Here is a 20204-nt window from a genome sequence, read left to right on the forward strand (position 1 = left end):
ACACGAGTTCGGCCGAGACCGCTTCGTCGACTTCGTCATCCGCCACCAGGCCGACGGCCTGGCCGCCCCCGAAACCCTGCGCCGCCTCGTCCGCGCCGTACTCGAACACCACGACGGACGGCTCACCGACGACGCCACCGTCCTGTTGTGCGAATGGCACGGTGGCAACGAAACAGCCTCACCCGTTCAGGACGAGAGCGTGTCCGGGCCAGGGTCGCCGGTGAGCACTGCTTGAGCCTGAGTGGCGTACTGACCTCAGCTCCGTCGGCGGTACCAGCCGTTCATCTCGGAAGCGACGCCAGACGTCGTCGATGGGGCGTGAGCTGCGTCAGTCCAGGCAGAACTCGTTGCCCTCGGGGTCGGTCATCACGATGAAGCCGGCGCTCATCGGGGGAGCGGGCTCGAAGCGACGTACCCGCGTAGCTCCCAGCGCGACGAGCCGGTCGCACTCGACCTCCAGCGCCGCCATCCGCTCCTCTCCCTCCAGTCCGGGAGCCGCGCGGACGTCGAGGTGGACGCGGTTCTTGGCGACCTTGTCCTCCGGCACCTGCTGGAAGAACAGCCGTGGGCCGTGCCCGTCCGGGTCCTCGATGGCCGATCTCGTGTTGTGCTGCTCCTCCGGTACGCCGATCCGCGCAAGGAAGTCGTCCCACGCGGCCAGCGGGTCGGCGCCCTCGGGCAGGTCGACTCCGGGCGGGCCGGGGTGGACGTAGCCCAGTACGTCGCGCCAGAAGGACGACAGCGCCCGCGGGTCGTGGGCGTCGAAGGTGACCTGGATGTGGCGGCTCATCGGTTGCTCCGTTCGTAGCGGCGTCGAGCCGGGCGCGCGGCTGATGGTTCCGGTGGAACTCCCACTGCTCGCGCAGCGTCCGGTTCAAGTCGGGTTCGGTTGCGGCCATGGGGCCACCCTGGCACCGATAGCGGACAGTATTGGTCCGCTATCGGTGGCAAGTGGGCGACGTGACTGACCACCTCTCCCCTTGTGGTCAGCGGCGGCTGACATCACCGCCTACTGGGACGCTGCCGCCCGGGAGGTGAGGGACTTGAAGGCTCCCGCGGTGGCCTTCACCCAAGGGTCACGCGCCACGTCCCCGCTCCGGCAGGTTCGTCCGGCGTCAGCGGCCCTTGCGCACCCGGGCCGCCGCGCGGGCTTCCGCCGTCTTGCGGGCCTCGGCGGTTTTGCGGGACTCCTTCGCAGGGCGGCCCGGACGGGTGCCGAGACCACGGAAGGAGGCGTTGCCGCTGCTGGTCTTCCCGCCGATCGGCGGGCGCTTCGCCCCGGTGATGGCGGTCAGCTGCTCCCCGCCGGAGCGCACCTGCGTGACAGTCGGCCGGATGCGGGCGTCGGTCATCATCCGGTTCACATCGCGCCGCTGGTTGGGGGTGACCAGCGTGACCACACTCCCGGACTCCCCGGCGCGCGCCGTGCGCCCGCCACGGTGCAGATAGTCCTTGGCATCGGCCGGCGGGTCGACGTTGACGACAAGATCGAGCGCGTCGATGTGAATACCCCGCGCCGCGACATTGGTAGCCACCAGCACGGTGATCTCACCGTCCTTGAACTGGGCGAGCGTGTGCGTGCGCTGCGGCTGCGACTTCCCGCTGTGCAGGGCGGCAGCCCGTACACCGCTGGCCCGCAAGTGACGGGTGAACTGGTCGACGCCGGCCTTCGTGTCCAGAAACATCAGTACCCGGCCGTCCCGCGCGGCGATTTCGGTCGCGGTCGCGTACTTGTCGGCGGCGTGGATGTTCAGCACATGGTGTTCCATCGTGGTCACCGAGCCCGCCACGCGGTCGACCGAGGCGAGCACCGGGTCATGCAGATAGCTCCGCACCAGCTGGTCGACGTTACGGTCGAGCGTGGCCGAAAACAGCAGCCGCTGCCCGTCGGCGCGGACCTGGTCCAGGATTTCCGAAACCTGCGGCAGGAACCCCAGGTCGCACATCTGGTCCGCCTCGTCCAGCACCGTGATCCGCACCTGATTCAGGTGACAGTCCCGACGCGACACCAGGTCGGCCAGCCGGCCCGGCGTCGCGACGACCACTTCGGCGCCGGTCCGCAGCAGCGCCGACTGCCGGTTGATCGACAGACCGCCGACCACCGTCGCCAGTCGCACATTCAGCGCCTGCGCGTACGGCGCCAGCGCGTCGCTCACCTGCTGCGCGAGTTCCCGAGTCGGCACCAGGACCAGTGCGAGCGGCCGCTTCGACTCCGCTCGCAGGCCTGCCGTCCGGACCAGCAGCGCAAGCCCGAAAGCAAGCGTCTTGCCGGAGCCGGTCCGCGCGCGGCCGAGGACATCGCGGCCGGCCAGCGCGTCGGGCAGGGTCGCCGCCTGGATCGGGAAGGGCTCCTTCACCCCCAGGCCGATCATCGTCTTGGCCAACTCCGGCGGCAGCCCGAGTACGTCGAAGGACTCGGCCGGCGGCAGGCCCGGGACCACCGTCGGCGGCGTCGAGAGTTCGCCCTGCGGCGCTGTCGCCCGCTGGGACTTGCCCGCACGGGAGAGCCCCGGGGCCGGCGGCTTCGCGTTCATGGGGAACCTTCCTCGATCTGGCGTCCGCAACGCGCCGGGGCCCGTACCCCTCGGTACGGGCCCCGGCGGTGTCGAAGCGTGCCCCCAGATTACCAGCGGGCGCCCGGAGGCCTGGTCGTCGACCAGGAAAGTGGAGTGTTTCGACCATTCCGGGGCCTGCAGCGGGCCCCCGCTGGTGGTACTGCTGCGGCACGCCCGGTTCAGTGACTCGCCGCCGACTGGGATGCCGACCCATCCCTACAAGCCGACGTACACCAGCCTCTGGAGCACTCTGAAGACATGCCTCAGGGAAAAAGAACGGCAATCTTCACCGGCCCCGGCAGTATCACCGCGCCGAGGGCAAGCGCCACGTGCGTGCCGTCCTCGCCCTCGCACGCCGACGCGTCACCGGCCTGTGGGCTCTCTCCGCGACCTGAGGACCTACGACCTGAGGCCGCCGGTGGCGGAGCCTGGCCTGGTTCACCTCACGCCTCGATGTAGGGCGATGCGGCAGTGATCAGTCCAATGGGTGCTTTGTCTCATGGCCGTGTCGGCTGGGGCCCGGGGATGGCCGCAGCGGTCACCTTGCCGTCGGGCAGACACTCGATCAAAACGTCGCCGTCGAGCGGATAGAGCCAGAAACCAGGTTCGGCATCCTGAATCTCCCACGCATACCGAACCAGGAGGTCGGCGGGCAGGACCACAGTCGGGATTATGAAGTTTCCCCAAAACAGGACGACGAGGGATTCCTCAGCCACGTAGGGGGCGAACAGCTGCGCCGCCAGAGCAGCCCAGGCCTCATCGTCAGCACACCAGTGCTGCTCCAGGTAAGGCACGGTACTCCAGTCGAGCTCGCAGCTGTTCCGTGCCGGGAACCTGTTCAGACTCTCTGCCGCCAGCTGACGGCTGTCTGCGTAGTCGAGCGCCAGGATGTTCTGCGCCGCCTCGCCCTGGCAGTCGGTCATGAAGCGGGGGAGGTAGTCCGGGCGACTTCCGTAGCTACTGGCATCCACTGGTGTTCCTTCTGAGTAAGGCCCTGGTGTGGCGAAGGAGATCCTGTGCTCGGGCCGAGAGCGAAGACGACCGCGATGACGGTTTCATCGGGCGCTGCGGGCCGGTGTGGTCGCACACGTGCGGTCTGGATGGTCTCATCGCGCCGTACGTGCTGCTGAAGGCCGGCGAGGGTCGAATGATCTGGACGTTGGCGCCGACGGCATCTACTGCTCGACCCACGGGGCCGACAGGCCAACGGCGGCCTGCCGGCCCTCGACGCACTGCCCGATGTACTGGACGCCGCAGACGGCCTGCCCGTGCTGTTCGGCTCAGGCATCCGCACTTGAGTAGAGGAGGTCACTGCCGGCTGACCGTACGGGTCACGCCCGCGACGATCGTTGTCGCCAGGATCCAGCCGGTGAGGATCAGGGCGTACGACAGCCACTGGAGCCAGCCGTCAGGGGCGAAGGCTGACTCCTGGCCGAAGTTGATGATCGGCAGCAGCAGGTCGAGGGTATAGAAGACGGGGTTGAAGTCGGGGGCCTCGTCCGCCTTGATGGGGCGTGGGTGGTCCAGGCCGTACGCGATCGATCCGATGGCCATCAGGGACAGCAGCCAGACAGCCGCGCGCAACGGGCGGAAGCCGTAGCCGACGGTGGCGTCCTGAACGTACCCCCACAGCCGTCCGTACCAGGTGAGCGTGGAGCGTCGGCGGCGCTGCTTGGCGAGTTGGACGAGCCGGGCCGCGTCGTCGTCACCGACGTGGCGGTAGGCCGCCATCAACTGCTCGTAGCCATGCGGCTCATACCGGTCGCCGTCCCGCTCCAGCATCGGAAGGCGGCGCTCGGCGGGCTCATGCGGGGCGAGTACGGTGTACGTGAGATTGCTGAGATACACCTGGTCCGGCAGCATCTCCGGTTCAAGGGTCAGGATCTCTATTTGAGAACGCCGTAGATTCAGGGCGCCCTCGATTCGATCGCCCCGGCGCAGCCAGAGTTCACCAATGACACAACTGCTCGCCCGCAGTGCCGTGTCGCCCGGATGCGACAGGTGGGCGTGGAGCAGGTCGAGACGGCCTGATATGCGAGAGCCTCGGAGCTCGACCCGGCCCCGCGCACGTACACACCTCGCCCGAACATGGGCTCCCACGTTGAGGTTCTGCGCGTCCAGCGCGGTGCCACCGGGCTTGGTGAACTCGGCGTCCTGAACATTGATCCGCCCGGCGACGGACGCGCCAGTGAGCCGTACCTGTCCGTGCGCGCGCATCTCTGGCGCCCACAAGTCGTCCCCGATCGCGGCCTGGTTGAGCTGCAGCACCGGCTCGGAGTCGTCCGGCGCCGTGAACTCCGCCCGCTCCATGAACAGCGCGCCGGAGATCTGCGCCCCGCCGAGCCGCACCGGCCCGTGCATACGGCAGTCCGTCATCCGCAGTACCCCCTCGACCCGCAAGGTCGCCGAAGTCAGGCCAGGCAGAACGGACTTGCTCAGATTGAGCTGGCGCAGCTGGGCGCCGTACAGGTCGGGAACGCCGTCGAACCTGCAGTGGCTCAGCCGGATGGCGGCGTCGATCGTGGCGTACTTCAGGTCCAGTACGCCGGCGATCCGCGCCCCCGTGATCTTGAGCGCGGCGATCTCCCCCTCCTCCTGCGGAGCCTTGAGCAGCAGCGCCCGCAGCACACTCGCCCGTATGGTCCGCTCCGCGCCCCAGGTGTCGCCGAGCGCCGGATCCTCGTTCTCGGCGACGCGGAAGTCCACGGACTCGCCTCGCGGAAAGGCCCGCCATATACGGATCTCGGCCGGCGTCAGATCGTTGGTCTCGCTCACGCCGGGACTCTGACGTGCTGCGTTCGGACTGTCAACTTCCGTACGGAGCACGCCGTGCTGTCCGACATTCTTCTCAGATGGCCAGCAGTATCGTGGGTGTAGGTGACACTGCAACCCCGACAGGCTCCTACTTACCTTCCACGCGGTGCTCGGACATCCATAGCGGGCAGGCAGGCAAGCAGGCTGGTAGGTGGCCGGGTCCGTCGGATGATGGGCCCGGCCCTCGCAGTCGGCAGGTCGGTCAGACGCGGTCGGCCGCAATCAGGAGGTACTGGAAAGAGCCGTCCTTGTAAGAGTTGATGAACGCCTCTTCGATGCCGGTGACCAGGGAAGAAGTGGCCCGCAGCTCCCAGTAGGGCAGAGTCGCCGCAGTGAGATCGATGACGGCCTGCGGTACGAGACGGTTGTCGGCCATGGCGCGCAGGTACTCCCGGCGGGAGTGGATGTTGCACTCGAAGTGCGCGTTGATCTGGGAGACCCACTTCGAGGGCTGGCCGTAACGCGGGTTCCAGCAGCCTGTGATGGTCACGTAGCGGCCGCCGACCGCGAGGATGCGGGAGTGCTCGGCGAAAAGGTCGTGCAGGTCGACGTACATGCTCGACTCGTTGTTCCATGAGGCCGCGGCCTGCCCCGTCTCGAGGGGCGTGTCGAGCATGTTGCATACGCGGGCGCGGACATGGTCCTCGATGCCGAGTTCGTGGGCGCGCTGGTTGGCGAAGTCGGCCTGCTTGGCCGACAGGGTGACGCCCTCGACCTTGCATCCGAATCGCTGGTGGGCCATGACCATTGAACCGCCCCGGCCGCAGCCGGCGTCCACGAGCGTGTCGTCACGCCCGATGGAGCCAAGGTGATCCAAGAGGACATCAGCCTGTGCCGACTCCAGGCGGTGCAGCTCGGCGATCAGCTTCTTCTGGTACTCGCTGTCGTCGGGGTCCCCGAGGGCTGCTTGGTCGACGTCACCGATGCCGTAGTGGTGGTGGTACAGCCCGTCGACGTCGCCGAGACGCAGGTTCACGGGCCTGGCCTCCTGATCCCAGTAGCGGGCGATGTCACCCTGATAGGGAGACGCCGGGGCGGGGACGAAGGCGGAGGTGCTGCTGAGGGTGTGGGTTTCGGTGCTGGTCACAGATAGCTCCTCTTACCAGAAATCGGGCAGGCTGTATCGATAGGTGTTGGTCCGGTGCCAGTAGTGGTTGCCGTCGACCCACACGGCCACTCCCCGCAGGAAGCGCAGCACGCTCGGGACGGGGCAGGCGGCGGCCAAGGCGGCGGCTTCGGTTTCGAAGTCGCGCATGAGGTCGTTGTGGACCTCGACAGCCTTCAGGTAGGCCTCTTGTTCGGAGCAGTCCTCGTGTTCGGCGATCACCACTGGCAGATTCAGGTGCCGACCGGGGCTGGCGAGTTCCTTGGTGTACGAGTACAGGTCGTTGACGATGGTGGTCGCGTTTCCGGCGAGCGCGATCACCCGCTGCATGGCGGGCTGGGCATGCAGGTCCGCCGGCAGTTCGTATCCGCCGACGGTGTCGGTGATGGTGGGGCAGGGGCGGAAGTTGTTGAACTGGCGCATCGCCAGGTACTCCCACACCTCGGGGACGTGATCCGTCTCGGCCCATGCGGCCTCGGCGAGGTACCCCATGTGCAGACGGGCCATGTCGTGCCGGAACCGGTCGGCCTGGGAGGAGGTGGCCTGTTGGGAGAAGTACTCCATGGCGGAGTGGTAGGCGCGCCGAGGGGCGTCCGACTGGAGCGACTGCGCCCACCCGGACTCGTACTCCTTCGTCGTGTGCAGCGGGTCGAGAGCCGTGTGCGCCAGCAGGAGGCGACTGCCGAGACCGATGGGGGATCCGCCGTGGTCTTCGCAGTAGCAGTCGTCGACCGCGTTCTCGGCGACCATCAGCCGCGTGGCGATCATCAGGTGGTCGACGGTGGGGGCGTCCGGATGACAGGCGACCATGTAGCGGCCGACGGAGAAGCCGTCGAATTGATCCTCCCACTCCGGGGGGTACGCCTGGACCTCGTCCACCGCCCATGCCTTGATCCTGCGGCTGACCTCGGCCACGCGCACCGGATCGGGCTCAGGCACCGGGTGGTGGTAGAGGCCGGGGATCGGCTTGCCCTCCTCCGGTGCCTCGGGCGCCGGAGGTGCCGGTGGCTCCTCGCGCCGGACCAGGTACAGGCCCGCCGTGCCCAGACCACTGGGGCCGCGCAGGATCCTTTCCAGGGCAGGGTTCGGCTGCCTCACCGTGGCAGCGCCTTCCGGCCCGGCGCCTGCGGCAGGGGCAAGCACGGCAGGGGCGAGCACGGAGGGCGGGCCGGGCAGGGCTGGCCGGGCTGGCCGGGCGTCGGCATCCGCATCGGCTTCGACGCCGGCGGTGTGGGCCTGGTCGAGGACGTGGTCCCCGAAGCGGTCCGCAGCGGCAGGCAGGCTCGACTGCAGAGGGGAAAGCCCAGGATCGGGCATCCGTAGCTCCTTGGTGAGGTGGGTTGGCTTCCCGGATCCCGGGCGTGCTCGGTCGCGGCCGGGAGGGTCCGGGCCGGCGTGGCCGTCGGACGGGTCCTCTAGTCGCGCCTGCGGGCGATCTCCACGTTCTCCAGCACACCGAGTGCGTCGGGCACCAGGATGGCGGCGGAGTAGTAGGTGGTGACCAGGTACGAGATGATCGCCTGCTCGCTGATGCTCATGAAGCGCACCGACAGGCCCGGCTCGTACTCCTCCGGCAGGCCGGTCTGGCGCAGACCGATGACGCCCTGGTTGTCCTCGCCCGTTCGCATGGCGAGGATCGAGCTGGTGTTCTCCTTGCTGATGGGGATCTTGTTGCAGGGCAGGATCGGGACTCCGCGCCAGGCCGGGACATGCTGCCCGCCGACGTCGACGTGATCCGGGTAGAGCCCACGGACGTTCCACTCACGCCCGATCGCCGCGATCGTCCTGGGGTGGGCGAGGAAGAGCCTGGTGCCGCGGCGGCGGCAGAGCAGATCGTCGAGGTCGTCCGGGGTGGGTGGGCCGGAGTGGGTCTGGATCCGCTGCTTGAAGGCGGCGTTGTGGAGCAGACCGAACTCCCGGTTGTTGATCAGCTCGTGCTCCTGGCGCTCACGCAGCGCCTCGATGGTGAGCCTGAGCTGCTCCTCGGTCTGGTTCATCGGCCCGTTGTAGAGGTCGGCGACCCTCGTGTGGACCCGCAGAACGGTTTGCGCGACGGAGAGTTCGTACTCGCGCGGGCTGAGTTCGTAGTCGACGAAGGCACCCGGCAGCTCGACTTCGCCGGTGTGGTCGGCCGACATCGCGATCTCGGCCTCGCCGTGACGGTTCTGACGCTGAAGGGCGAGCGAGCTGAACTGCTCAATGTGGGCCTGGAGCCCCGGTGCCGAGGACAGCACGGCGGCGAAGTCGGCGCGGGACAGGGTGAGGAGGGTGCCGGCGGTCTCGGCAGTGGCGGTGTAGTCCCACGTGGCGTCGTCGTCCAGAAGGGCGTTCTCACCGAACCGGTCGCCGTCGGCAAGCACGGCGACGGTGACCTTGTCGCCGTACTTGCCGACGGATGCCTGGTTGATCCGGCCGTGGGCGATCAGGTGGATCTGCTCGGCGGGGGCACCGCGCTCGACCAGCACCTCACCGGCTCGGAAGTCACGCTGGACGCACCGGCCGGCGATCGCGGTCAGCACATCCTCGTCTTCGAACCCCCGCAGCAGGGCCAGTTCGCCGAGTTCCCGGGGGATCACCCGGACGTCGGCACCGTCCTGGATGAACTCGATCTGCCCATCGCCGACGGTGTAATTCAGCCGGCGGTTCACCCGGTAGGTGCCGCCCTTGGTCTCCACCCAGGGGAGCATCCGCAGCAGCCAGCGAGAGGTGATCTCCTGCATCTGCGGGGCGGACTTGGTCGTCGTGGCAAGGTTGCGGGCAGCCGCGGTGCTCAGGCTGGACTGCCGCTTCGGCTCCGTCTGTGCTGCCGGGCTGGTCTCAACGGTCATCGGGCGAGCTCTCCTTCGCAAGGGGTAGAGGAGAAAGAGGAGCAACCTCTGGGAATCCGTCCAGATCCCCGGGAACCGTAGCGGCCGGTGCGCCCGGCTCGCCCTATAAGGCGGTGGTATTACTTCGATGCAGTGATCCTGCTTCGCACGGGGTTTGCCTGCACGGCTGATGACATTCGGAGCACCTGATCGAGAGCACGCCCGCCGTCCGCTCCCTGCACCATGAACCCTGCCGCCCGCCGTGCAGCAGTCGAGTGCTGCGTCACGGCAGGGCGAGGCTTGCCTGATGTGGCACTGGATCTGCGCGGCGAGCGCCCCAACGAGGCTCGTCGTACCAAAGTCCGAGTTCGCTGATCCATCCCCGGCGAGCCCATGGCTCCGGCCGGGTCGTTGGCGAGGTCGCCGATCACGATCAGTTGGTTCTGGGTCGCCATTTTCGTTGTCGATAAGAAACGAGACAGCGTAGATGTCATCGGTATCGGCGGGGCGGGATGGTCGCCGAGAATGCCGTCGGTGAAGCGCTGTGCAGAAGTTGGGGTCCCTCGGACGGACGGGGACGTAGTCAGGACCCTTCGGGGCGGCGTCGGGGAAGTGCCGGGCGGTCTTCCGGAAAACCTTCGCACCGCCTGTCACGAATAAGGGCTCGCCGTGGAGGTGGTGCTGAAACAGGTCCGGGCTCATGCCGGCGACTCTGACGGCCGGCACGGTTCACAACGGAGCCCGGTCGCCAGGAGACATCCGCGGCAGGCCCTCCCAGTTCTCGGGAATCAGGGGCGCGGGCATCAGCCACGCGAACAGCACCGCGACCAGCGACTCGACCAACGCCACCGGAGCGAGAAGGATCGTGATCCAGAGCGGCACAGTGAGCAACACCATCGCCGCCCCCAGCCGGTACCGGAATGCCTCAACACCCATGTGGACGTGCCCGAGTCCCGCACATACCGCCAACAACATCATCAGCACACCGACCGTACCCAGGGCCACCATCCCGAAGAGCATGAAATCCCAGCGGGACACCCCCATGGCTTGCGCCGCCATCAGACTGGCCACGGCCCAGACCGCCACATGCAGCCCCGTATACAGCAGGACGGAATACCCCATCCGCCTCAACACCCTCACCATGCCAGGCCCATCGCCGACCATACCCCCCACTTCCAAGTTGAACGTGTTCAGTTATGGAAGTCAGGGTACCCGGAGATCACACGTGCAGCCATCGGTTTACGTTGCCTCACAACTCGGTTGAGGGCACCGCCGCTTGCGCCTTCCGTAGTTCGGCTCTCAGACGTCCGGTACGGCGTGGTCCTCTGCCTTCGCCTGGTCGGCAAAGGTCCGCCCACACGCGTACCTTCGCTCCCGCCGGGGACGTACGGCACCCATCCCGGCTCGGGGTGTCAGCCCCGTTGGCCTGTATGCCGTCCTTCCACTTGGACAGCGCCGCCCTGCCGCATCTGCGCCATTCCGACGGTGAGATGCGCGCACGCTGCCCACCGCTGGTCATCAGCGCGTTCACCGGCGCCAAAGGATCACCGGCCATCGTCTTGGCCAGCAGTACGCCGACCGCCAGCGGCAGCAAGGCCACGGCGAGGGCCGTGCCGGTGGTGGTGACGTGGTGCATGCTCACGCGCCGCGGTGCGTCAGGAATCATGGTCCACATTCCAGCAGCGGCGGCGCGGGGGGACATCGGGCGACGTACTCAGTTGCTTCGTCCCTGCGTACTCATGCGCTGCGGCCAGAGGCGAGCATCCGTCCCAGGTGTGTGCCGGGCATGCCGCGGATAACGCGTACGACGCGGTGGAGACTGTCCCCGTAATACCGAGCGCTCCGGCGGTGCACCTCATCACGCGCCGTACAGGGCCCGGTAGGGCGCGCACGTTGTCGTACGGTCGCACACCGAGTGGCCGTACGGTGAAAGGGGGCATGGCGGGCAGATGGAGGGCGCCCGCACCTGCCCGTCGACCGGTACCTTCACCCCGCTCTGGCCGCGGGCAGGAACACGCCCACGGCCAGGCCTCGTGCGATGTGCGGCGGTTGCGATCCGCGACGGCTACTCGGTTACCTCGTGCCCGTGCCCGTCGTGCAGGCCGCCGCCGCTGCCCTCGTCGCCGTCGGTCGGGACCGACTCGACCGGGACGGACAGCGCGCTCAGGTCGTGGGCGTAGTGACCCACGGCGTCTGCGATGATGTCGATGTTGATGTCGAACGCCGCCATGTCGATGTTCTCGATGGTGTCACCGGCGGCGTGATAGTTCGGGTCGTACGCGACCCCCGCCGTGCCACCGAACTTGGCAGCCTGGGCCGCGGTCTTGATGCCCTCCGCGCCGGTGAAGGTGCCGCCGGAGGGGATACCCACCTCGATGAACGGTCCGTAGTCGGAGCGGCCGGTGAAGTCGGTGCCCTCGTGCGGGATCCGCTGGGAATCGAGGAAGTCGTTGATGCCCTTCTCGATCTGGGCGGAGCCCTCCGGGCCCGGGCCCGCTCCGACGCCGTCCGAGTTGTCGCCGTCGTACACGAAGTAGCCGGCGTTCGGGGAGGCGATCATGTCGAAGTTCAGGTAGAGCTTGATCTGCTTCTTCTGTTCCTCCGTCAGCGAGGCGACGTACGCCTCGGAACCCAGCAGGCCGAACTCCTCGGCAGACCACCAGGCGAACTTCACCTTGTTCTTGGGCTTGGCGTGGGTCTTGGCGAGCTCCAGGGCGACCTGGAGAATGCCGGCCGAGCCGGAACCGTTGTCGTTGATGCCGGGGCCCGCGGCGACCGAGTCGAGGTGGGCGCCGAGGAAGACGGTGTCGTCCGCGTCCCCGCCGCGGGTCTCCGCGACCACGTTGTACGTCGTGCGGTTCTCGCGCAGCTCACGGATGTCCAGCGTGACATTGACCGGCCCCTTGGCCGCCTCCGCGGCGAGCGCCTCACCGTCCGCCTGGGTGACACCGCCGGTGGGGATCTTGCCGAGCGTCGGGTCGCCGATGGTGCCGTTGAGGGCTCCCGCGGTGTTGTTGTAGATGATCGCGCCGACCGCGCCGGCGGCGGCGGCGTTGGCCTGCTTGGTCGCGAAGGTGCAGCCGCCGCGCTTGATCACCGCGATCTTCCCGGTGAAGGTGCCGGAGGCGAAGTCGCCGGCGTCGCAGCCGTTCGTACCGTCGGCGTCGACGGGGGCGACGGCGAGCGGCGCGGTGACACCGCCCGCGGGCGAACTCGCGGTGTACGTCATGAGCTTGATGGGCACATCGCGCGGCGTGGGCGAGACGACCTTGAGGCTCTCCTTGATCGTCTCCACGTACACGAAGTCGAACTCGTGTCTGGAGACCTGGTAGCCGGCCTGCCTCATCAGGGCTTCGACGTACTGGGCGGACTGTGCGTGCCCCTGCGAACCGGCAGCCCGGTTGTCGTCGTTGTGGTCGGCGATCTTCTGCAGCACCTGAAGGTGCCGGTAGGCGTCCTTGGCCGTGGACTCCTTCACCAGCTTACGAGCCAGCGCATCACCCCGATGGGGGGCAGATCCCGTCGCGCTGCCGGCGGTGGCCGGCCCGGCGAACAGGAGGGGAGAGACCAGTGCTGCGGCCACCAGGGTTGCGGTGGCCGCGGCTATACGGCGTGACGGCATGGAAGTCCTTTCACGTCACTCGGAAGTAAGCACTGCGGGGGGGTGAGTTGAGGCACATTAAGCGCCGTGGAACCCCGTTGGCCAGAGGTCGGTGAAAACTCCTCCACCTGGGCCATGGGCGCTCACACGGGGTAACCGGTCCGCCTCCTGCGTGGGCCGTCGCCGAGTGCCTGAAGCAGGACAGCTGTCACAAACGAGGCGGCCCTGTTGCCACCGACGCTCAACTCGCAACACGGTTGTCACGCACAAGGCCGCCGGCAGAGGTCGGCCTCTGCCGGCGAGCGGATCAGGATCGGAATCGGCGCGGTGTGCGGTCGCTCATGGGTGCATTCGCGCGCCCTTGAGTACCTTGTCCACCGCGTTGCGCGGCCCGCCCGTGCTGAACAGATCCGACGTGAACACGGCCGTCAGCAGCGACCGGGACAGCGCACGACTGTGTGCGGCGGTCAGCATCTCCTTCGTCCCCTCGAAGACCAGCACGGGCTGTCGGAACATTGGCAGATACGGGGTGTCGTCGGCGTCCGCGTACGGCTCGCCAATCACCTCGGCGGACGCCGTGCCGAGTCCGCTCACCACGAAGGCGGTCACATTCAGCCGTGCCCATGGCTCCAGGTCGTCGCGCAGCAGTACGGCAATCTTGGTGTCGAAGCGAACAGGCACCTGCGCATCCCCCGCGGCGGTCCCGGCCCCGGCCCCAGTACCAACCCCGGCCGCAGCCTTGGTCTCTTCCTTGGTTCTCATGCTTCGAGACTCCAGGGTTCACGCCTTCTCCGTCTTGTACATTCTTTGCGTGACGGCCTGGCAGGAAATCTCCGCATGGCGCCCGCCGGTCGCAGGTGTCGTGGAGGTCTTCCACGCCCACTTCACCGAGCACGCTTACCCCATGCACGTCCACGACGCCTGGACTCTGCTGATCGTCGACAACGGCGCTGTCCGCTACAACCTGGACCGCCACGAGCGCGGCACCCCGAACCACATTGTGAGCCTGCTCCCGCCGCAGGTTCCGCACAACGGCTCACCTGCCACGCCTGACGGCTTCCACAAGCGCGTTGTCTATCTCGACATGACGCAGCTGGACGAAAGCTTCATCGGTCCGGCGGTGGACGGCCCCGACCTCGCCGATCCCGTCCTGCGCAGACGCGTCGGACAACTGCACGCAGCCCTCGCGAACCGGGGCGACGAGTTCGAGGCCCAAAGCCGTCTGGCCCTTATCGGCGAGCGCTTGCGCGAGCACCTGCGCCCGAGGCTGGCCGTAGGCAGCGCCGGACCCGCCCGCGGCATCGCCCAGAACCTGCGTGACCTCCTCGACGAGCGACTGCTTGAGGGCATCACCCTGGAGGAGGCCGCACGCCTGGTCCACGCCCACCCCACGCACCTCGTACGTGCCTTCAGCGCCGCCTTCGGTATCGCGCCCCATCAGTACGTGATGTCCCGCCGCGTCGACCTCGCCCGCCGTCTGCTACTCGACGGACAGCGGCCGGGCGAGGTGGCGAACGCCGCCGGCTTCTACGACCAGTCCCACCTCACCCGGCACTTCAAGCGGGTCGTGGGCATCACCCCGGGCCGGTACGCCCGTACCGGGGCCATCAGGGGGACCGGGACTGCACGGGTCGACCAGAAGACGTGCCACCGCCTCTTTCTCCGCCAAACAAGCCTCAAGCTCCGGGCATCTGCGGGAAGCTGTAAGCCTGCTGGCTCAAGGGCGGCGAAGGCGCTGCCCACGTGCGTCGGGCCGAGAGGTGGACGTTTCATGGATGTGGCGACAGCAGCAGCGGCTGCGACCACGGCCCTGTTAGGGGCCATGGCGACGGATGCGTGGGGCCGGTCGGTCGCAGGGATCACGGCGCTCTGGCGGCGGGTACGACCCGACGAGGCAGAGACGGTGCACACCGCGCTGACTACGACGCAAACGCAAGTGCTGGCCGCTCGCCAATGCGGCGATGCGGCAGCGTTGCGTCGGCTGGAGATCGAGTGGTACAGCCGTTTCCGTGACCTGCTGGACATGGGCGGCCCGGAGGTGGCGGCCGAGCTGCACGAACTGGCTGCCCGTGGGTTCGCTGAACGCCCGAACATCAATCAGCGGGGGACCGCGTCTGGCAACGGCTCCATCAATCAGGTGGCCGGCAACCAGTACAACCTCGGGCGGCAGCCGCCGGCCCAATAGTGTGATGTCACAGCGGGCCAGCGCGTCTGACCGGGGCAAGGTCAACCAGGTACGCGGCAACCAGGTCAACATCTTCTTGTCGTTGAGCCGCTTGGCGGCGGTCATGCTGGGTGTGGCGGTGGCGCTGTCGTGGCCCTCATCGGGGCACAGCGAAGACCCGGGCATCTCGGGAGCGCCATACGTGATTGAGACCGCGGCCGGCGAGCTGACGACCGAGCTGGACGGAGCCAAGCGGTGCATCACCTACAACCAAGCGAACCAAGCGCTGCTCACTGACTGCGGGGAAGGCGAATCGATCTGGAGAATGTCGCGGTTCTCCAACGGGTACACCCGATTCGACATGCCGAGTCACAACAACATCTGCCTCGGCGTGAGCGTGTCCAGCGACAACATAAAGGTGGTCGGGTCCTGGACCTGTGGTGATTACAACTCGGCCTGGCGGCTGGAGACCCGTAGCGGTCGTTCCCACGTGATCAGCAACCAGCTGGCCGAGGAAAAAGACTGGCAGGAACGCTGCCTCGCCCATGAGGGCAGGTACTTGCGCTTGGCCGTCTGTGAGGACACCCCAGCGCTCCGATGGCAGTTCCCGTAGCAGGGCTGGTCGCCGTGGAGCAGATCACCCATTCGGCCGCTCAAGCCCACAGACCGGCAAGCGGAAGCCTTCTTAAAGCCAGCACCCTGCCCTCAGTCCAGGCAGAATTCGTTTCCCTCCGGGTGGGTCATCACGATGATCCCCTCGTCCCGGGTCCGCCCAGAGCAGCGTTCAGGTGCCTGTCATGGTGGTCGCGCGCACAGCTGCGTCGAGAACTATGGTGTCCGGCCACATGGGAGGCTGACCTGCGTGTTTCTACGGTGTGGCGACACGGAAACGTCCCCGCCAACTGTCCGGAAGTGGTACTCATGGCCGCCCCAGCAACCGCTCCCCCAACACCGAGTTCCCTCAAGCGCATTGTCGCCGCGAGTCTCATCGGGACAACTATTGAGTGGTACGACTTCTTTCTGTACGGAGCCGCCGCCGCTCTGGTGTTCAACAAGCTCTTCTTCCCCGACTCCGATCCCCTCGTCGGGACCCTGCTGGCCTTCCTCACCTACGCCGTCGGCTTCGCCGCCAGGCCGCTCGGTGCGCTCGTCTTCGGGCATTACGGCGACCGGCTCGGCCGTAAGAAGCTGTTGGTGCTGAGCCTGCTGATGATGGGCGGCGCCACCTTCGCCATCGGGCTGCTGCCGACGCATGCCTCGATCGGCTTCGCCGCACCCGCCCTGCTCACCGTGCTGCGCCTCGTCCAGGGCTTCGCGCTCGGTGGCGAGTGGGGCGGGGCGGTGCTGCTGGTGTCGGAGCACGGGGACGCGAAGCGGCGCGGGTTCTGGGCCTCGTGGCCACAGACCGGGGCGCCGGCCGGGCAGTTGCTCGCCACCGGGGTGCTGTCTGCGCTGACCGCCCTGCTTTCGGACTCCGCCTTCCTCGCATGGGGCTGGCGCATACCGTTCCTTCTGTCGGGTGTGCTCGTGATCGTCGGTCTGTGGATTCGTCTCTCTGTCGACGAATCTCCCGTCTTCAAGGCCGCGTTGGCGCAGGCTGAGGCCCGTAAGGGTGATTCGGCCGTCGCCGAGAAGATGCCGCTCGTCGCCGTTCTCCGTTACCACTGGCGCGATGTGCTGATCGCGATGGGTGCCCGTATGGCGGAGAACATCAGCTACTACGTGATCACCGCCTTCATCCTCGTCTACGCGACGACGGCGGCGGAGCTGAGCAAGCAGACGGCGCTCAACGCGGTGCTCATCGCCTCGGCCGTCCACTTCGCCGTGATCCCCGCGTGGGGCGCCCTGTCGGACCGGATCGGGCGCCGGCCCGTGTATCTGCTGGGTGCGGTCGGGGTGGGGCTCTGGATGTTCCCGTTCTTCATGCTCATCGACACGAAGTCCTTCGCGAACCTGCTCCTGGCCGTGACGGTCGGACTGGTCTTCCACGGGGCGATGTACGCGCCGCAGGCGGCCTTCTTCTCGGAGATGTTCGCGACCCGCATGCGTTACTCCGGCGCTTCCATCGGCGCGCAGTTCTCGTCGGTCGCGGCCGGCGCCCCGGCGCCGCTGATCGCTACCGCTCTCTTCGCCGAGCACGGCACTTCCACCCTGATCTCCCTGTACGTCATCGCCGCCGTGCTGATCACCGTCGTCGCGGTCGCCTGCGCCAAGGAGACCCGGCACCGGGACCTGGGAGACATCGACGCGGAGCCGGGCCGGGACGAAGGCTCCGCGATGCGGGCCGCTGGTGCTCGCACCGTCTGAGCGGACGCGCGGCACGCATCCGGCCGTGCTCGGGAACGTTCTCCGGACGTTCCCGAGTACGGTCTTTTTCAGCGCGTCACAGCCGACGACAGTCCGTGCAGCCGCAGCGCCAGCTGCACCTCCAGCGCCCGCTCCGGTGACTGCCAGTCGGCGCCCAGCAGCCTGCCGATCCGCTCCAGGCGCTGCGCCACCGTGTTCACGTGAACGTGCAGTGCGTCCTTCGTACGGGCAGGGCTCATCCCGCACGCGAAGTACGCGTCCAGGGTGCGCACCAAGTCCGTTCCCCGGCGCCGGTCGTATGCGACGACCTCACCGATGGTGCGGCGTACGAACCCTTCGATGGCGCCCCCGGAACGTCCGTCCCGGCTGTCCGCGAGGAGCAGTCCCAGGAAGCCGAAGTCCTCAGCCGCCGCCCCTTCCCCGGAACGGCCGAGCAGCCGCAGCGCGTCGACGCAGCGGCGTGCTTCCTCGTACGCGCCCGCGACCGCTCCCGGGTGCGTCGCGGGCGCTTCCACCGGCCCCGACGCTCCGACCGTCACAGGCTCGCGCAGGGCGCCGCCCAGGTGCTTCGCCGTCTGCCGGGCGAGGGCAGCGGCGCTGTCGCCGCTGTCCAGGGGCAGCAGCAGTACGGTGCCGCCGTCGCGGGCCGCCGCCAGGCCGTGCCCGGTGGCCGCCAGGTGCGAGGCCGCGGACCAGAGCCGCCTGCGGTCCGCGCTCTCGCGCTCCACGCTGGCCTCCCGCGGCGCTTCGATGCGGGCGGCCAGCACCACGTGAGGGGCGTCGAGGTCGGCGCGCAGCCGGGCGGCGCGTTCGCGCAGCAGGCGGGGGTCGCGGTCGGGGGCATCGAGGAGGTCGTCGAGCAGTTCACCCCGTACGCGCTGCTCCGCCTCGCCGGCCGAGCGCCTGGCCAGCAGCAGCAACGACATCACCATGGCGGCGCGTTCGAGCGTGCGCTGGTCGACGGGGTCCAGGGCGGGGTGGCCGCGCAGGACGAGCGCGCCGAGGAGTTCACCGCCGGCCGAGACGCTGACCACCCAGTCGTCGCCGCGCCGTACCGCGTGTCCGTCCGCCCCCGCGGGTTCCCCTTCGGGGGCTTCCCTGAACTCGACGGCCCCGTCCAGCACTTCGGACACCGCGCTCGCCACATCGTGGACGCCGCCCCCGCGCAGCACCAGTTCGGTGAGCCGGTCGTGCACGTCCGAGGCACGCTCGATGACACCACTGCGGTCCCGGATGATCTCGTTGGCCTTCTCCAGCTCGGCGAGCGCCGACCGGGTCTCCGCCAGCAGGTTCGCGGTGTCGATCGCGACAGCGGCATGTGCGGCGAACGAACCGAGCAGCGCGATCTGTTCACGCTCGAAGACGCGGGCACGGCGGTCGGCTGCGAAGAGCACTCCGATCACCTGGCTGCCCAGGGTGAGCGGTACGCCGAGGATCGCGACGAGCCCTTCGTCGCGTACGCCCGAATCGATGGTCCAGGTGTGCTGGAAACGGGGGTCGTCGAAGTAGCTCTCGGTCGCGTAAGGGCGGGCGGTCTGCGCGACGAGTCCGCCGAGCCCCTCCCCCATGCCGAGCCGCAGCTGCTGGAAGCGCGCCGACACCGACCCTTCGGTGACCCGCATGTACGTGTCGCCCGCGACCGGGTCGTTGAGGCTCAGGTACGCGACCTCCGTGCCCAGGAGCGACCGCGCCCGCTGGACGATCGCCGCCAGTACGGCGTCCAGGTCGCGCAGCCCGGCGAGGTCGTGGGCGGTCTCGTAGAGGGCGGACAGCTCGGCCTCGCGCCGTCGCCGTCCCTCCAGTTCGGCCCGTACCCTAAGGGCGTGCATTTTCGCGGTTTCTAGTGCGGCGAGTGTTTCGGGCGTCGCGCCGTCCGCGCGGGCGACCAGCACCGGCCGCTCGTAGGCATCGGCCGCGGCCCCGCGCGCGAGAAGTTCCAGGTACGGGACTTCACTGCCGCTCTGTGGCTGATCGTGGGACATGGACACACTCAACCAGCTAGTGAGCGGTCCAGCCGCCGTCGAGGGGCAGCGAAGTTCCCGTGATGAACGATGCGTGGGGGCCGCACAGGTACAGCACGGCCTCGGCGACCTCCCGCGGTTCGAGGAGGCGCTTGAGCGCGGAGTCCTTGAGCAGTACGTCGGTGAGTACGCGTTCCTCCGGCAGCCCGTGTGCGGCCGCCTGGTCGGCGATCTGCCGCTCCACGAGCGGGGTGCGGACGTACCCGGGATTGACGCAGTTCGATGTGACGCCGTGCTCGGCGCCTTCCAGGGCTGCGGTTTTGGAGAGCCCTTCGAGCCCGTGCTTGGCGGCCACGTACGCCGACTTGTAGGCGGATGCGCGCAACCCGTGCACGGACGAGATGTTGACGATACGTCCCCAGCCCTGCCCGTACATGTGCGGGAGCGCTCCCCGGATCAGCCGGAAGGGGGCTTCGAGCATCACGGTCAGGACAGTGTGGAAGACGTCCGGCGGGAATTCCTCGATGGGACGGACCAGTTGCAGCCCCGCGTTGTTCACTAGGATGTCCGTGCCCGCCGCCACCTGCTCCGCCGCGTCGAGGTCGGTGAGGTCGAGGGTCTGTGGCTCCACCGAGCCCGCCAGGCCCCGCGCCTGCCCCGTGAGGGCGTCGAGCCCCCGCGCGTCCCGGTCGACGGCTCTGACCTTGGCTCCGGCGGCCGCGAGCCGCAGCACGCAGGCGCGGCCGATGCCGCCCGCCGCGCCGGTGACGAGCGCGGTACGGCCGCTGAGGTCGGGTCCGGAAACGTGCGCGGTGTGTGTGGTGGGCGCGGTCATGCCCACGACCCTAGGCAGCGCCCACCTCGGCACCGATGTGGTCACCGCCCATACT

General features: G+C 68.3%; 14 protein-coding genes and 4 pseudogenes. 6 read left to right on the forward strand and 12 right to left on the reverse strand.

Features of this window, described 5'->3' with window-relative positions; translation table 11 throughout:
* A pseudogene (locus J7E96_RS37135) lies at nucleotides 1–235 on the forward strand (serine/threonine-protein phosphatase); the annotation flags it as partial.
* A gap of 93 nt (nucleotides 236–328) precedes the next feature.
* Here the strand turns inward: J7E96_RS37135 and J7E96_RS07210 are convergent.
* Complete coding sequence (locus J7E96_RS07210) at nucleotides 329–790, reverse strand: VOC family protein (RefSeq protein ID WP_215128633.1); 462 nt, start codon at nucleotides 788–790, stop codon at nucleotides 329–331.
* A gap of 325 nt (nucleotides 791–1115) precedes the next feature.
* Nucleotides 1116–2534 carry a DEAD/DEAH box helicase gene (locus J7E96_RS07215; RefSeq protein ID WP_215128635.1) on the reverse strand — a complete coding sequence of 473 codons (1419 nt, stop codon included), beginning with the start codon at nucleotides 2532–2534 and terminating at the stop codon, nucleotides 1116–1118.
* Nucleotides 2535–2818: 284 nt separating this feature from the next.
* Here J7E96_RS07215 and J7E96_RS38395 point away from each other — a divergent pair.
* Nucleotides 2819–3030, forward strand: a pseudogene (locus tag J7E96_RS38395) (hypothetical protein); the annotation flags it as partial.
* 22 nt (nucleotides 3031–3052) lie between these two features.
* On the opposite strand, the gene J7E96_RS07220 reads toward J7E96_RS38395, so the two are convergent.
* Complete coding sequence (locus J7E96_RS07220) at nucleotides 3053–3526, reverse strand: hypothetical protein (RefSeq protein WP_215128637.1); 474 nt, start codon at nucleotides 3524–3526, stop codon at nucleotides 3053–3055.
* Nucleotides 3527–3710: 184 nt separating this feature from the next.
* Here J7E96_RS07220 and J7E96_RS38680 point away from each other — a divergent pair.
* Nucleotides 3711–3850, forward strand: a pseudogene (locus J7E96_RS38680) (alpha-hydroxy-acid oxidizing protein); the annotation flags it as partial.
* Between the two features lie 13 nt (nucleotides 3851–3863).
* Here the strand turns inward: J7E96_RS38680 and J7E96_RS07225 are convergent.
* The 7 genes from J7E96_RS07225 to J7E96_RS07255 all read right to left on the reverse strand — a co-directional run bounded on the left by J7E96_RS07225 (nucleotide 3864) and on the right by J7E96_RS07255 (nucleotide 13644).
* Complete coding sequence (locus tag J7E96_RS07225; protein WP_215128639.1) at nucleotides 3864–5330, reverse strand: membrane-associated oxidoreductase; 1467 nt, start codon at nucleotides 5328–5330, stop codon at nucleotides 3864–3866.
* A gap of 241 nt (nucleotides 5331–5571) precedes the next feature.
* On the reverse strand, nucleotides 5572–6456 hold the full coding sequence (locus tag J7E96_RS07230) for a geranyl diphosphate 2-C-methyltransferase (RefSeq protein ID WP_215128641.1): 885 nt from the start codon (nucleotides 6454–6456) through the stop codon (nucleotides 5572–5574).
* Between the two features lie 12 nt (nucleotides 6457–6468).
* On the reverse strand, nucleotides 6469–7791 hold the full coding sequence (locus J7E96_RS07235) for a family 2 encapsulin nanocompartment cargo protein terpene cyclase (protein WP_215128643.1): 1323 nt from the start codon (nucleotides 7789–7791) through the stop codon (nucleotides 6469–6471).
* A gap of 98 nt (nucleotides 7792–7889) precedes the next feature.
* Entirely contained in the window at nucleotides 7890–9302 is a 1413-nt protein-coding gene (locus tag J7E96_RS07240; protein ID WP_215128645.1) for a family 2B encapsulin nanocompartment shell protein, read from the reverse strand.
* A gap of 708 nt (nucleotides 9303–10010) precedes the next feature.
* Nucleotides 10011–10403: a hypothetical protein gene (locus tag J7E96_RS07245; protein ID WP_215128647.1), complete on the reverse strand. Its 393-nt coding sequence runs from the start codon at nucleotides 10401–10403 to the stop codon at nucleotides 10011–10013.
* A 943-nt stretch (nucleotides 10404–11346) separates the two neighbouring features.
* A complete protein-coding gene (locus tag J7E96_RS07250; protein WP_215128649.1) occupies nucleotides 11347–12903 on the reverse strand; it encodes a M28 family metallopeptidase in 1557 nt (518 codons plus the stop codon).
* 318 nt (nucleotides 12904–13221) lie between these two features.
* Entirely contained in the window at nucleotides 13222–13644 is a 423-nt protein-coding gene (locus J7E96_RS07255; RefSeq protein WP_215128650.1) for a DUF2000 domain-containing protein, read from the reverse strand.
* Between J7E96_RS07255 and J7E96_RS07260 the strand changes: the two are divergent.
* From J7E96_RS07260 to J7E96_RS07270, 3 genes and pseudogenes are all read left to right on the forward strand, one after another.
* Nucleotides 13643–14491 (forward strand): annotated as a pseudogene (locus J7E96_RS07260) (AraC family transcriptional regulator); the annotation flags it as partial. The gene J7E96_RS07255 and the pseudogene J7E96_RS07260 sit on opposite strands and share 2 nt — an antisense overlap.
* A gap of 580 nt (nucleotides 14492–15071) precedes the next feature.
* On the forward strand, nucleotides 15072–15659 hold the full coding sequence (locus J7E96_RS07265; protein ID WP_215128652.1) for a hypothetical protein: 588 nt from the start codon (nucleotides 15072–15074) through the stop codon (nucleotides 15657–15659).
* A 308-nt stretch (nucleotides 15660–15967) separates the two neighbouring features.
* Nucleotides 15968–17353 carry an MFS transporter gene (locus tag J7E96_RS07270; protein WP_215128654.1) on the forward strand — a complete coding sequence of 462 codons (1386 nt, stop codon included), beginning with the start codon at nucleotides 15968–15970 and terminating at the stop codon, nucleotides 17351–17353.
* A gap of 68 nt (nucleotides 17354–17421) precedes the next feature.
* Here the strand turns inward: J7E96_RS07270 and J7E96_RS07275 are convergent, their stop codons facing one another.
* Both J7E96_RS07275 and J7E96_RS07280 read right to left on the reverse strand, forming a co-directional pair.
* A complete protein-coding gene (locus tag J7E96_RS07275; RefSeq protein WP_215128656.1) occupies nucleotides 17422–19335 on the reverse strand; it encodes a helix-turn-helix domain-containing protein in 1914 nt (637 codons plus the stop codon).
* 16 nt (nucleotides 19336–19351) lie between these two features.
* Nucleotides 19352–20149 (reverse strand): 3-hydroxybutyrate dehydrogenase, encoded by a 798-nt coding sequence (locus J7E96_RS07280; protein WP_215128658.1) that lies wholly within the window; start codon nucleotides 20147–20149, stop codon nucleotides 19352–19354.
* Nucleotides 20150–20204 lie beyond the last annotated feature (55 nt).

Origin of the sequence: Streptomyces sp. ISL-96 (assembly GCF_018614035.1) — a bacterium.
Classification (GTDB): domain Bacteria; phylum Actinomycetota; class Actinomycetes; order Streptomycetales; family Streptomycetaceae; genus Streptomyces.